Genomic DNA, 12,587 nt, shown 5'->3' with positions numbered 1-12,587 from the left:
TCGGTAAATGCAGACGCGCCGCCCGAACGGGCGGCGTTTCGTTTTGTCAGCCGATGATCTCGTACTGGAAATATTCGCACTTGAGCTTGCTGCCCACGTCGATTTCCGGCGGCAGGAGCGCCAGTGCCACCGGGTTCAGCTCGTCGCTCTCGATGTCGGTGCGGCGCAGGTTGACGTAATCGCCGTCAAAGCTCACGACTTCGTAATACCAAGGCCCCATACTGTTTCCTCCCGTGATTCATTCCTGTGTGTTCTCTTTTTCCTGCTTCCGCCAGTGGTAGTACGGCCCGAGGATGCAGACGGCGGCGAGTATCATCACCGCGAGGATGATGCTGGTGACGGTCTGATTGTCGGAGAAAAAGTAGAACAGCAGCTGCCCGCCGCCCACGATGAGCTCCAGCACACCCAGAAGCCTCTGCCAGAGGCGGCGGGCCTCTTCGCTGGACGATTCCAGCCGCCGCGCCAGCACGCCGGGCAGCTGGACGCGGAGGACGTCTGCAATGCCCCAGACGAGGAAGATAACGCCGATGACAAGATGGTGTAACATAAGCCACGCTCCTTTCTGCGCTGTGCGCTGAACAGAAAAACTTTTACAGTGCAAGTATATCATATCGGTGAGACCCCGACAAGGACGGGATTTGCCTGCCCGGCTCAGAAAATTTGGGTGGAACCGCCCGGCGGGCTTGTGGAATTTTGAAAAATATGCTATACTATTCTCTACTGATGCGCCATCGCCAAGCGGTAAGGCAGGGGACTTTGACTCCCCCATCGCAGGTTCGACTCCTGCTGGCGCAACTGCACAAAAGACCTGCACGAAAGCTGAGATTTAGCAAATCGTGCAGGTCTTTTTGTGTGCAAAAACAGGAATGGGGGACGGCATCGGAACCGTCCCCCCTCGAAAAGCATTTGGCAGGCGTGGCGTTCTCCTGCATCTCTCAGGGCGAAAGCCCTTGTCGTTACCATCGGCGTGTGGCTGCCACGAAATTGACCACCTCAAATGCTTTTCTTATCCTATGTATAGCATACCACAGTTATTCTTTTTTGTAAAGAATGTCGCTTTGACGTAAGAGTCGCCGAAAACGCTTTTGACTGATATTCCACATGGTGATGATAGAATTTTTGTAGTCTTCAGGGTCATCTGATACTTTTAGCCGCAGGACGACTTCAGCGGTAAGTTCAGGCGTGACAATTTCTTTGAGTACAAGAGCAGTATGCGGCCGGTTTCCTCTCAGGATATAGTCAGGTTCTTGCAAGATAAGAGGAATATGGGAAGAGAGACGGTCATAATCACCGGGATGACCATCTTCAATGTGGAGAATCTGCTGTTCTGTAATAATAACATCATCGGTCACTAGGTCTTGGTCAACGACCCGGTAAAGTTCCCGGTCGATTTTGCATATAAAATTCACGTCTGTGTCCACACCATTCTTGTTTGATGAATCCAGTATATCATGCCGGATTCATTTTGTACATAAAAACTGTCTCGCTGAGACGCAAAAAGCCGCCCGGCTTTTGTACCGGGCGGCAATGGAGAAGAAAAATCGCAAAAGCGATGAAAATATCGGTTTTACAGCAGCTTACAGGATGTCGATGTACTCACCGGCCAGAGCCTTGTTCATGCTGCGGACGGCGCAGAACTTGCCGCACATGGAGCAGGTGTCGCTGTGGTCGTCCTCGGGCAGGCGGGCGTCACGGATGGCCTTTGCCGTCTCGGGGTCGAGGGCGCAGGCGAACTGCGCATCCCAGTCGAGGACGCGGCGGGCGTCGCCCATCTTGTCGTCGATGTCCCGGGCGTGGGGGATGCCCTTTGCGATGTCGGCAGCGTGGGCGGCAATCTTAGAAGCCACGATGCCCTGCTTGACGTCGTCCACATTGGGCAGAGCCAGATGCTCGGCGGGGGTGACATAGCACAGGAAGGCTGCGCCGCTCATGGCCGCGACAGCGCCGCCGATGGCAGCAGTGATGTGGTCATAGCCGGGGGCAATGTCGGTGACGATGGGGCCGAGGACGTAGAAAGGTGCGCCCATGCAGATGGTCTTCTGGATCTCCATGTTGGCGGCGACCTGGTTCAGAGGCACATGGCCCGGGCCTTCCACCATGACCTGGACGTTGTGCGCCCAGGCCCGCTTGGTCAGCTCACCCAGACGAACCAGCTCTTCGATCTGGCAGACGTCGGTGGCGTCGGCGAGGCAGCCGGGGCGGCAGGCATCGCCCAGAGAGATGGTGACGTCGTGCTCTTCGCAGATGTCCAGAATCTCGTCGAAGTGCTCATAGAAGGGGTTCTCGTTGCCGGTCATGCACATCCATGCAAATACCAGCGAGCCGCCGCGGCTGACGATGTTCATCTTCCGCTTATGCTTGCGGATCTGCTCGATGGTCTTACGGGTGATGCCGCAGTGGAGGGTGACGAAGTCCACGCCGTCCTCTGCGTGCAGACGCACCACATCGATGAAGTCCTGTGCCGTCAGGGTGGCGAGGTCGCGCTGGTAGTGGATGACCGAGTCGTACACCGGCACAGTGCCGATCATGACGGGGCATTCGTGGGTCAGCTTCTGACGGAAGGGCTGGGTATTACCGTGGCTCGAGAGGTCCATGATGGCCTCTGCGCCCATGTTGACGGCGCTCATGACCTTCTGCATCTCGATGTTGTAGTCCTTGCAGTCGCGGGAGACGCCGAGGTTGACGTTGATTTTGGTGCGGAGCATGGAGCCGATGCCCTCGGGGTTCAGGCACTCGTGGTGCTTGTTGGCCGGGATGGCGACCTTGCCCTCAGCGACCAGCTGACGGATCTCTTCGACGGTGCGGTACTCCTTCTTGGCCACCGTTTCCATCTGGGGCGTGACGATGCCCTTGCGGGCGGCATCCATCTGTGTGGTGTAAGTCTGCATTTGAAAATCCTCCGAAAATACGCTCTCTTTATTTATGAACAGCGTCCGGGACGCCGTGCATCCAGTTTTCGACCCCGACGCCGCCCAGAGTGTGGTCCAGCGGGCCGGAGCCGCGGCCCAAATCGAGCTGCGCGTTCAGCGCGTCGGTCAGGTAAGCCTTGGCCCGGGCAATCGCTTCTTCCAGTGCAAATCCTTTGGCAAGGTTGGCCGCAATGGCACTGGACAGAGTGCAGCCCGTGCCGTGGGTGTTGGGGTTGGCGATACGCTTACCCGGAAACCAGATCTCCGTGCCATCCGGGAAGGTGAGCAGATCGTCGGCGTCGGTGTCACTGTGGCCGCCCTTGAGCAGGACGGCACAGCCGCAGTCGGCGGCGATGGCCCGGGCGGCGGCGCTCATGTCGGCACGGCCCGAGATGTGCAGGCCGGACAGCACTTCGGCCTCGTGCCGGTTGGGCGTGATGACCTCGGCCAGAGGGAACAGCTCCCGGCGCAGGGTGCGCACGGCATCCGATGCAATCAAATCAGAGCCGGAGGTGGCTACCATCACGGGGTCCACGACGATGTGTTCCGCCTTGTAAAAGCGGAGACGCGCGGCGATCGTCTCAATGAGGGGGGCAGAGGACACCATGCCGATCTTGACGGCGCAGGGGCGGATGTCGGTGAAGACGGCGTCTATCTGCTGGGCCAGAAATTCGGGGCTGACCTCGAAGATGCCGGATACGCCGGTGGTGTTCTGGGCCGTCAGGGCAGTGATGGCGCTCATGGCGAAGACGCCGTTCATGGTCATGGCTTTGAGGTCGGCCTGAATGCCGGCGCCGCCGCTGGAATCGCTGCCCGCGATGGTAAGTGCAGTTTTCATAAATTGAAATCTCCTTAAATAAACCTCTCAGTCTCGCTATCGCTCGACAGCTCCCCTACCGAGGGGAGCCTCTGGCGAAGAGATTGAGCTTTACGCAATGCCAAGGCCTCTCCTCGATAGGAGAGGTGGCAGCGCGTCAGCGCTGACGGAGAGGTTATACAATTACTTCTGTCAGTGCCTTCAGCTCTTTGCACTCAGCCTCAATGTCCTCGGCGCTGAAAATAGCGCTCACGAGAGCCACGCCGTCCGCGCCGGAGCCTTTGAGCTTGAGGATATTGTCTTTATGGATGCCGCCGATGGCCACGACCGGCACATCCACGGAGTCGCAGATCTCTTTCAGTCTGCCCTCCGGCAGGACATCCACATCGGTTTTGGTGTGGGTGGAAAATGCCGCACCGACGCCCAGATAATCCGCGCCGTGGGCCACGGCCAGCTGTGCTTCCTCGACGGAATGGGCCGACACACCGATGATCATGTCAGGGCCGACCTTGGCGCGGACGTCCGCGGCAGCCATATCTTCCTGCCCGACATGGATGCCGTCGGCATGGCATTTTATAGCGATCTCGACGTTATCGTTGATGATGAAGGGTACGCCATAGCTGCGGCAGAGGGCGGAAAGCTCCATGGCTTCCTGCAAAAATGCCGCGTCGTCCAGCTCCTTTTCCCGCAGCTGGACGCAGGTGACGCCGCCTTTCAGCGCGTCTTCCACCTGCTGGCGGAGGGTCTCGCGGCCCGTCCACGCCCGGTCTGTGACGGCGTAGAGAAGCGTGGTGTGTTTATCGCATTTCATAGCGTGCTCCTTCCTCGAGCTGTTCGGGGGTCATGTTGAAGATCGCGTCGATGATGTAATTGCGGTAGGTGGCGTTGCCGTCCAGCCTGGACAGGCGGCTGTGAGCTGCTTCGCCCGCAAGGCCCATGGCGCAGACCGCTGCAGCAGCGGCTTCCAGAGGCTTGTCCGGGTTGGCCGCACAGAATGCCGCCGTCAGGGCCGAAAGCTGACAGCCAGTGCCGGTGACGGCGCTCATCATGGGGTGGCCGTTGCGGATGCAGAAAGCCCGCTCTCCGTCGGCCACGATGTCGATGGCACCGGTGACGGCGACGACCGCCCCTGTGCGGGCCGCAAACGCTTTGGCGAATGCCACGGTCTTGTCCAGCGTCTCGTCAGTCACTTTGTCGGCGGTGTCGGCGTCCACGCCTTTTGTGGTACCGCTGCCTGCCGCCAGCGTCCGAATCTCGGAGATGTTGCCCCGGATGACTGTGAACTTCACTTCCCGCAGGAGGCGCAGTGCCGTTTCGGTGCGCAGATGGGAAGCGCCTGCGCCCACGGGGTCCAGCACGACAGGATGGCCCAGCCGGTTGGCGGTGTGTCCCGCCAGCAGCATGGAGGGGATGGTGCGGCTGTTCAACGTGCCGATGTTGAGGTTCAGCCCGGCACACAGCGAGGTGATGTCCTCGACCTCGGCGGCATCATCCGCCATGATGGGGGACGCCCCGCAGGCGAGGACGATGTTGGCACAGTCGTTGACGGTGACGTAGTTGGTGATGTTATGGACAAGCGGGCTTTTGGCCCGGACGTTGGCAAAGATGTTCCGAAACATGGTTTCTCCTTCGAATCAGCTCAGGCTGGCCTGCATGGCGCGGAGTGCGCCTGCGCGGGAAAGTGCGGCCAACAGTGCGCCTGCAATGATGGCACCGCCGGCGGTGGAGACGAGGAAGGGGACGATGTAGGCGTAGAACGCGATGTCACCGGCGCTCTTGCCCATCAGCAGGATGGCAACGGGGTAGGCGCACAGACCGCCGAGGATGGAGGTGCCGAACACCTCGCCCACGAGGGTGGGCAGCAGCTTATTGGTCTTGTGGAAGACGATGCCGCAGAGCAGTGCGCCGAACATGCTGCCGGGGAAAGCCATCAGACTGCCCAGACCCAGCAGATTGCGCAGCAGGGAGGCAACGAAAGCCACGCCCACGCCGTAGTAAGGCCCCAGCAGGACAGCGCAGAGGATGTTGACCATGTGCTGCACAGGGGCGCATTTGCTGCCGAAGACCGGGAAGGAGAAGACGCTGCCTACGACAGCGACAGCGCAGAACATACCGGCAAGGGCCAGCTTTTTGGCAGAATAGTGTTTCATAGTGAGTGCTCCTTTTCAATAAAAAATAAGTGCAGGGGCAGACCGCCGCTCCCGCACACGAACAGACCCGGCACCCGCGCAGAGATGCCGGAAACGGAAGAAGCGGTCGAGGCTCACTGGCCTCCTCTCACGCCGGAACACGGCTTCCCATCGCATACAAAACCCCAGACTCAGGGCGCTCCCCCTCAGCCTGTGACGCGAGAAGCCGTTTTCTAAGCGTTGCACACCGCCTGAGCGGTCTTTTTGCTCGCATACGGCGATGCTTCCCCTTGCAATCCACCAAGGATTGCTGCGGGAAACCGCCTTGTCTGCGGGCAAAAATCCTCGCCATTCGGCGCACCCCGCTTACGAAAACAGCTTCTAAACAAAAAAGGAGACGCCTTCTGCGGCGTCTCCTGTAAAAATCCATAAACAGTGTTATGACTTCCTACGGCGGCATTATCCGCATCAGGTGCAGAAACTGTCCGAAAACAATTTCTAAGGGTCGAAGTTCGAGAACTCCCTCTCAGCCTGCATTCACAAGCTCCCCTGTATTTGTTTGTCGGGAGTATTCTACACCCATCGGGGATAAAATGCAAGGGTTTTCTTTTTTCGCGGCGCGTTTTGTGGTATACTGAAAAAGGCCCGCATTTGCAAAAAACGGGCAGATAAAGGAGATATGGCTTATGGGTCTTGTCAAAGCGGCATTGGGCGCAGCATCCGGCGTGATGGGCGACCAGTGGAAAGAATACTTTTACTGCAGTGCTCTCCCGGCGGAGGTGCTGGCTGTCAAGGGACAGAAGAAAGTCTCCGGGCGCTCTTCCAACCGCCACGGCGCCGAGAACATCATCACCGACGGTTCCATCGTGGCGGTGGCCGAGGGCCAGTGCGCCCTCATCGTGGAGCAGGGCAAGGTGGTGGACCTCTGCGCCGAGGCCGGCGAGTACACCTATAACACCGGCACCCAGCCCTCTCTGCTGAGCGAGGGTCTGGCCAAGAACATCGACGAAGTCTTTGCTGAGATCGGTAAGCGGTTCAGCTTCGGCGGTCAGGCTGCCACCGACCAGCGCATCTATTACATCAACACCAAGGAGCTGATGGGCAACAAGTACGGCACCCCCAGCCCCGTGCCGTTCCGCGTCGTGGACCAGCGTGCCGGCATCGACATCGACGTCAGCATCCGCTGCTTCGGCGAGTACAGCTACCGCATCGTCAACCCCATCCTGTTTTACACCAATGTCTGCGGAAATGTGGAAAACGAGTACACCCGTGACGCGCTGGAAGGTCAGATGCGCACCGAGATGATGACCGCATTGCAGCCCGCCTTTGCCCGCATCAGCGAGATGGGCATCCGCTACTCGGCTCTGCCCGGTCATACCACCGAGCTGGCCGAGGCCCTGAACCAGGAGCTGTCCGGCAAGTGGAGCAAGCTGCGCGGCATCGAGATCGTCTCCCTCGGCGTGTCCGGCGTCAAAGCCAGCGAAGAAGACGAGCAGATGATCAAGGAGCTGCAGCGCAGCGCCGCCTTTATGGACCCGACCCGCGCCGCCGCCCACATGGTGGGCGCACAGGCTTCGGCGATGCAGGCAGCGGCTTCCAATACCTCCGCCGGTCCGGCCATGGCCTTTATGGGCATGAACCAGGCCGCTGCTGCCGGCGGCATCAACGCCCAGGCCCTCTACCAGATGGGCGCACAGCAGCAGCCTGCCGCTGCTCCTGCCCCCGCAGCCGCCCCGGCGGCTGGCAGCTGGAGCTGCTCCTGCGGCCAGACCGGCAACACCGGCAAGTTCTGCACCGCCTGCGGCAAGCCCCGCCCCGAAGCAGGCTGGGTGTGCAGCTGCGGCGCACACAATACCGGCAAATTCTGCTCGGAATGCGGTAAGCCCCGCCCGGCGGCCAAGTGTTCGAACTGCGGCTGGACCCCTGACGACCCGGCCAACCCGCCCAAGTTCTGCCCCGAATGCGGCAAGCCTTTCGGAGCCTGAAAGGGGAGCTGAGATATGGCAGAAAACACCACGAATTACCAATGCCCGGCCTGTACCGGTCCGCTGCGGTTCGACAGCGCCAGCGGAAAGCTCTGCTGTGATTACTGCGGCTCCACCTACGATGTAGCACAGGTCGAGGCTCTTTACGGCGAGAAGCAGGCTCAGGCCGATAAGGCCGCCGAAGCCGCCGAAAAGGCAGCGTCCAGCGGCCCTGTCTGGGGGGAGATGGAGACGGGAGATCTCAGCAGCCGCACCTGCACTTCCTGCGGCGCAGAGCTGGTCTGCGGCCCCGAAACAGCTGCCACCACCTGCCCCTACTGCGGCAACCCCACCGTGCTGGGCGGACAGCTTTCCGGTAAGCTCAAGCCGGAGTACATCATCCCCTTCCGGATGGACAAAAAGACCGCCATCGAGAACCTGAAGAAGTATTATAAAGGCAAAGCCTTCCTCCCCAAAGCTTTCAAAGAGTCCAACCACATCGAGGAGACCCAGGGCGTGTATGTGCCGTTCTGGCTCTACGATGGCCGGATGGAGGCCCGGGGCGCTTACAAGGCCGAGATCAGCGAGAGCCACCGTGAGGGCGACTACATTGTCACCACCACCAGGCACTTCGATGTGGCCCGCGTGGGCGACGCCGACTTTGTCCGGGTGCCGGTGGACGGCTCCAGCAAGATGCCGGACGCCCATATGGACGCCATCGAGCCCTTCGACTACAGCGACCTCAAGCCCTTCTCCACGGCTTACCTGCCCGGCTTTCTGGCGGACCGGTACGACGAGGACGACAAGAAGTGTGCTGCCCGCGTTCTGACCCGGATGAAGAACAGCACCGCTGCGGCCCTCCACGATACGCTGGGCGGCTACACCGGCGTCCAGACCCTCTCGGAGCAGCTCGACCCGCGGACGCTGGAACCCCACTACGCCCTGCTGCCGGTCTGGATGCTCCACACCCGCTGGAAGGAGCAGGACTTCCTCTTTGCGATGAACGGCCAGACCGGCAAGCTCATCGGTGACCTGCCCGTGGATAAGGGCAGGGTAGCTGCATGGTTTGCCGGCATCAGCATCCCGCTGATGATACTGACGGCTCTCATCATGCTGCTGTGAGAGGGGGAGACGGGAATATGAAATACTGCAAAAAACTGTTTGCCCTTCTGGCTGCGGCCCTGCTCTGCATGGCTCTGACCCTGCCGGCCGGGGCAGCGGCCCCGCTGGTGCGGGACGAGTGCGGCGTCTTTGACGCCGACACGCTGGCCGACCTTGAGGAGCAGGCCGAAAGCGCCTCCGACGGCCACGACGTGGATGTCTACTTCCTCGTGGTGGACGACATCGGCGATGCCGACCAGCGCGACTACGCGAAAAATTATTATATCTCCAACGGCCTCGGCTATGGCGACGAACAGAGCGGCATCCTCTTCCTGCTGGCAGTCGGCTCCCGCAAGTACGTCACCATCACCTACGGCGAGGGCGTCACGGCTTTCACCGACTACCGCATCGAGCAGCAGGAGGACGAGATCGTCCCGCAGCTCTCCGATGAGGAATGGGCAGATGCCGCCTATACCTACATCGATATGTGCGACGATGCACTGGACTACTATGCCGACTATGGCGAGCCCATCGATGTGGATAACGACATCGGCCTGGAAGACCTGCTCATTGCCATGATCTTCCCTCTCGGCATTTCGGCATTCATCTGCCTCATCCTCTACCACCAGATGAAGACGGCCCGGCAGAAAACGGAGGCCGACGAGTACATGCCCGGCTTCACCCTGCGGGTCAAGCGTGACCGCTACACCCACACCACCCGGGAGCGCACCTATGACCCGCCCCAGAAGGAGTCTCACTCCTCCGGCGGTTCGTCCGTCGATTCCGACGGCTTCGGAGGCTCGTCGGGCGGCTCGTTCTGAAACATAAAAACAAAAACACCTCGCTGCATGACACAGCGGGGTGCTTTTGCTTTTACAGTCTCAGCCGAGGCTCACGCCCATCCGGCGGGCGACGGTGAGCAGCTCACAGCCCTCGGGGACGTTGCGGGTCTTACCGGCGATGTCCTCGAGGCGGTTGGCGACGACGCGGTTGTTGACCATGGCGACGGTGACGCCGTAGCGCTCCACTTCCACCAGTTTGGCGGCGTAGCTGCCGAACTCAGTGGCCAGTACACGGTCGTAAGCGCTGGGGCTGCCGCCGCGCTGCATGTGGCCCGGGATGCAGACGCGGGTCTCCATGCCGGTCTTTTTCTGGACGGCGGCGGCGATGCGGTTGGTGGCGGTGACGCCGTAACCGGCTTCGGCGCGCTTTGCCATCCACTCTTTCCGCTTCATCTTGGCCTCTTCGGTGTTGATGGCACCCTCGGCCACGGCGATGATGGAGAAGTTGGAGCCTTTGCGGGCGCGGCGCTCCACAGCGTCGCAGACACGGTCGATGTCGTAGGGCTGCTCGGGCAGCAGGATGATGTCTGCTCCGCCGGCGATGCCGGAGTAGAGGGTCAGCCAGCCGGCCTTGTTGCCCATGATCTCGATGCACATGACGCGGCTGTGGCTGCCGGCGGTGGTGTGGATGCGGTCGATGACCTCAGTGGCGATGTCCACGGCGGTGTGGAAGCCGAAGGTGACGTCGGTGCCGTAGATGTCGTTGTCGATGGTCTTGGGCAGGCCGATGACGTTCAGGCCCTCCTGGGAGAGGAGGTTGGCCGTCTTGTGGGTGCCGTTGCCGCCGAGGCAGAGCAGGCAGTCGAGCTTGGCGTCCTTGTAGGTCTTTTTCATGGCCGCGACCTTGTCGATCTTGTCCTCTTCCACCACGCGCATCAGCTTGAAGGGGGTGCGCTTGGTGCCGAGGATGGTGCCGCCCAGCGTCAGGATGCCGCGGAAATCGTCCTCGCACATCTCCTTGTATTCGCCGGTGATGAGGCCGTGGTAGCCGTTCAGGATGCCCACGATCTCGACGTTCTCGCCGAACCGTGCATACAGGGCTTTGGCCACGCCGCGGATGGTGGCGTTCAGGCCGGGACAGTCGCCGCCGGAGGTCAGGATACCAACACGTTTTTTCATATCGAACAACCCTCGTTTCTTCCGTTCTCCCTCAGAGGGGGCAGGTGAATGATACTATAAGAGTATTCCCAAAGGGGGCGGGTGTCAAGAGCCGGGGACGAAAAAAGGCGTGAAAACGCGGTGGTGGAGAAAGCAGAAAAAACATGGACGGAAAAATCAAAAAAGTGGTTGACAAATGGAGGCGGAGGCTGTATAATATTCCTCGTCAGCAGCGCTTCGGTGCTGAGGACGAAACCGAATAGTGGGGATTTGCATAGTGGTAGTGCGGTAGACTCTGACTCTACTTGTGGGAGTTCGATTCTCTCATCCCCAACCAGACCGCAGCCCATTGGGTTGCGGTATTTTCGGGGCATAGCGCAGTTGGTAGCGCGCCTCGTTCGGGACGAGGAGGCCGTGGGTTCAAATCCCGCTGCTCCGACTTAAAAAAGCAAGTACACATTCGTGTACTTGCTTTTTTATTTAGTCGGGCGCGGGATTTGAACAGGGCGGCTCTGCGCAGCAGAGCAAGCAATCAGCCCAGTGGGCTGTTGCTTAGCCCGCGGGTTCCAATCTTCAGGAATGTCAACAGTTGGTGACTGCCGTTTCGATTCGGGCGCGGGATGTGCCGCTTCACATTCGTGTGCCGGTCTTTTTCTATCTCTGCAGCCGAAGCGACCGCTGCCAGCGGCAGAAACAGGGAGCTGAGGCTGGGGCCGCGGCCAGCAGGATGTGAGGCCCGCCCAAGGGCCGAAACAGACGCTGGGAGCCGCAACCCGAGTCCCGCTTTATTATTAACACAAATCCCTATCTCTTTCTTCTGAAATATGCTAAAATAGTACCACTACGACACAGGAGGTCTTTCTATGCTCAAACGTCTGCGCAGCGCCCACCCGATGCTCTACTGCCTTGTGGCCGAGGTGCTGTTTCTGGGGATGCTGTTCGTGGCATCGCTGCTGTCGCTTCTGCTCATCTTGTTCGTCGTGCGGGACATTGATGCCGTCGATGATTATATGCTGACCTTCATGCAGGAGGCAGTAGGCGTGCTGGTGGCGTGGCTCTTTCTGGCGCGCACCGGGAAGAGCGGCCTGCTCCGCCGCCGGGGCAGCGGCTTTTTCAACGGTCTGCTGGTGGGCCTGTACCCCATCGCGCTCATCGGCTACAACGCCTACAATACTCTGCTGTTTGGCAGGCCGGAGGGCGATATGCTGCCTGCGTGGCATGTCGTGTGGTTCCTTATCGGCATGACCAGCGTCGGTGTGGCAGAAGAGTTTCTGTTCCGGGGTGTCATCGCCCAGACGCTTCTGGAGCATTTCGGCACCAGCCGGGCCGGCGTCTGGAAAGCCTGCCTGCTGTCGGGCCTCTACTTCGGTGCGGCCCACCTGACCAACCTCACCGGCAGTGCGCCGTTGGGCGTTCTGATGCAGTGCGTCTTTGCGGCCTCGCTGGGTACGCTGCTGGCGGCGGTATATTTCCGCACCGGAAACATCTGGGTGACGGTGTTCATCCACGCCGCGATGGACATCACGTCCATGCTCATTGGCGGCCTGTACGGCACCCAGACGGTGGCTGACAGCATCAGCACCTATGACATCACCATGCTGACGTCTATCGCGGTCTATCTCATCCCCACGGCGTTCCTGCTGCGGAAAAAGAAACTCAGTGAAGTGGAGCTTTACTTCGGACGTGATATGAAATAAACGGAATGGCCGCGCACAGCTGTGCGCGGC

The 12,587-nt window shown here is 60.2% G+C and carries 13 protein-coding genes and 3 tRNA genes; 7 read left to right on the top strand and 9 right to left on the bottom strand.

What is annotated here, in order from left to right; translation table 11 throughout:
* Positions 1-46: 46 nt before the first annotated feature.
* Positions 47-220, bottom strand: coding sequence for a C2 domain-containing protein (locus AAAU26_RS05415; protein ID WP_015565547.1), 174 nt, complete (start codon positions 218-220; stop codon positions 47-49).
* Between the two features lie 18 nt (positions 221-238).
* Complete coding sequence (locus AAAU26_RS05410; protein WP_207677002.1) at positions 239-547, bottom strand: hypothetical protein; 309 nt, start codon at positions 545-547, stop codon at positions 239-241.
* 177 nt (positions 548-724) lie between these two features.
* Here AAAU26_RS05410 and AAAU26_RS05405 point away from each other — a divergent pair.
* A tRNA-Gln gene (locus AAAU26_RS05405) sits at positions 725-795 on the top strand.
* 236 nt (positions 796-1,031) lie between these two features.
* Here AAAU26_RS05405 and AAAU26_RS05400 read toward each other — a convergent pair.
* The 6 genes from AAAU26_RS05400 to thiW all read right to left on the bottom strand — a co-directional run bounded on the left by AAAU26_RS05400 (position 1,032) and on the right by thiW (position 5,876).
* Positions 1,032-1,352, bottom strand: a complete 321-nt coding sequence (locus AAAU26_RS05400; protein ID WP_227619696.1) for a PBECR2 nuclease fold domain-containing protein — start codon at positions 1,350-1,352, stop codon at positions 1,032-1,034.
* 225 nt (positions 1,353-1,577) lie between these two features.
* A complete protein-coding gene (gene thiC, locus AAAU26_RS05395; RefSeq protein ID WP_158395094.1) occupies positions 1,578-2,888 on the bottom strand; it encodes a phosphomethylpyrimidine synthase ThiC in 1,311 nt (436 codons plus the stop codon).
* 28 nt (positions 2,889-2,916) lie between these two features.
* Positions 2,917-3,747 carry a bifunctional hydroxymethylpyrimidine kinase/phosphomethylpyrimidine kinase gene (gene thiD, locus AAAU26_RS05390; protein ID WP_227619695.1) on the bottom strand — a complete coding sequence of 277 codons (831 nt, stop codon included), beginning with the start codon at positions 3,745-3,747 and terminating at the stop codon, positions 2,917-2,919.
* Between the two features lie 154 nt (positions 3,748-3,901).
* The gene (gene thiE / locus AAAU26_RS05385; protein WP_227619694.1) at positions 3,902-4,537 is read right to left on the bottom strand and encodes a thiamine phosphate synthase; all 636 of its coding nucleotides are present in this window, start codon (positions 4,535-4,537) and stop codon (positions 3,902-3,904) included.
* Complete coding sequence (thiM, locus tag AAAU26_RS05380) at positions 4,524-5,345, bottom strand: hydroxyethylthiazole kinase (protein ID WP_227619693.1); 822 nt, start codon at positions 5,343-5,345, stop codon at positions 4,524-4,526. Before thiM ends, thiE begins: the two co-directional genes overlap by 14 nt.
* A gap of 15 nt (positions 5,346-5,360) precedes the next feature.
* A complete protein-coding gene (thiW, locus tag AAAU26_RS05375; protein ID WP_158395090.1) occupies positions 5,361-5,876 on the bottom strand; it encodes an energy coupling factor transporter S component ThiW in 516 nt (171 codons plus the stop codon).
* Positions 5,877-6,541: 665 nt separating this feature from the next.
* On the opposite strand from thiW, the gene AAAU26_RS05370 reads away from it, so the two are divergent.
* The 3 genes from AAAU26_RS05370 to AAAU26_RS05360 are packed head-to-tail and all read left to right on the top strand — an operon-like array spanning position 6,542 to position 9,741.
* Positions 6,542-7,840, top strand: coding sequence for an SPFH domain-containing protein (locus tag AAAU26_RS05370; protein WP_227619692.1), 1,299 nt, complete (start codon positions 6,542-6,544; stop codon positions 7,838-7,840).
* A 15-nt stretch (positions 7,841-7,855) separates the two neighbouring features.
* A complete protein-coding gene (locus tag AAAU26_RS05365; RefSeq protein WP_227619691.1) occupies positions 7,856-8,941 on the top strand; it encodes a hypothetical protein in 1,086 nt (361 codons plus the stop codon).
* 17 nt (positions 8,942-8,958) lie between these two features.
* Positions 8,959-9,741 carry a TPM domain-containing protein gene (locus tag AAAU26_RS05360; protein WP_227619690.1) on the top strand — a complete coding sequence of 261 codons (783 nt, stop codon included), beginning with the start codon at positions 8,959-8,961 and terminating at the stop codon, positions 9,739-9,741.
* Positions 9,742-9,801: 60 nt separating this feature from the next.
* Here the strand turns inward: AAAU26_RS05360 and AAAU26_RS05355 are convergent, their stop codons facing one another.
* On the bottom strand, positions 9,802-10,881 hold the full coding sequence (locus AAAU26_RS05355; RefSeq protein WP_227619689.1) for a 6-phosphofructokinase: 1,080 nt from the start codon (positions 10,879-10,881) through the stop codon (positions 9,802-9,804).
* 242 nt (positions 10,882-11,123) lie between these two features.
* On the opposite strand from AAAU26_RS05355, the gene AAAU26_RS05350 reads away from it, so the two are divergent.
* The 3 genes from AAAU26_RS05350 to AAAU26_RS05340 all read left to right on the top strand — a co-directional run bounded on the left by AAAU26_RS05350 (position 11,124) and on the right by AAAU26_RS05340 (position 12,557).
* Positions 11,124-11,197, top strand: a tRNA-Gln gene (locus tag AAAU26_RS05350).
* A gap of 29 nt (positions 11,198-11,226) precedes the next feature.
* Positions 11,227-11,299 (top strand) — tRNA-Pro (locus AAAU26_RS05345).
* A gap of 424 nt (positions 11,300-11,723) precedes the next feature.
* On the top strand, positions 11,724-12,557 hold the full coding sequence (locus AAAU26_RS05340; protein ID WP_158395086.1) for a CPBP family intramembrane glutamic endopeptidase: 834 nt from the start codon (positions 11,724-11,726) through the stop codon (positions 12,555-12,557).
* Positions 12,558-12,587: the final 30 nt, after the last annotated feature.

It is taken from the genome of Faecalibacterium longum (assembly GCF_040094125.1).
Lineage (GTDB): Bacteria > Bacillota > Clostridia > Oscillospirales > Ruminococcaceae > Faecalibacterium > Faecalibacterium longum.
Note: the sequence above shows the minus strand (reverse complement) of the source record. Positions and strands in the feature narration are given on the sequence as shown.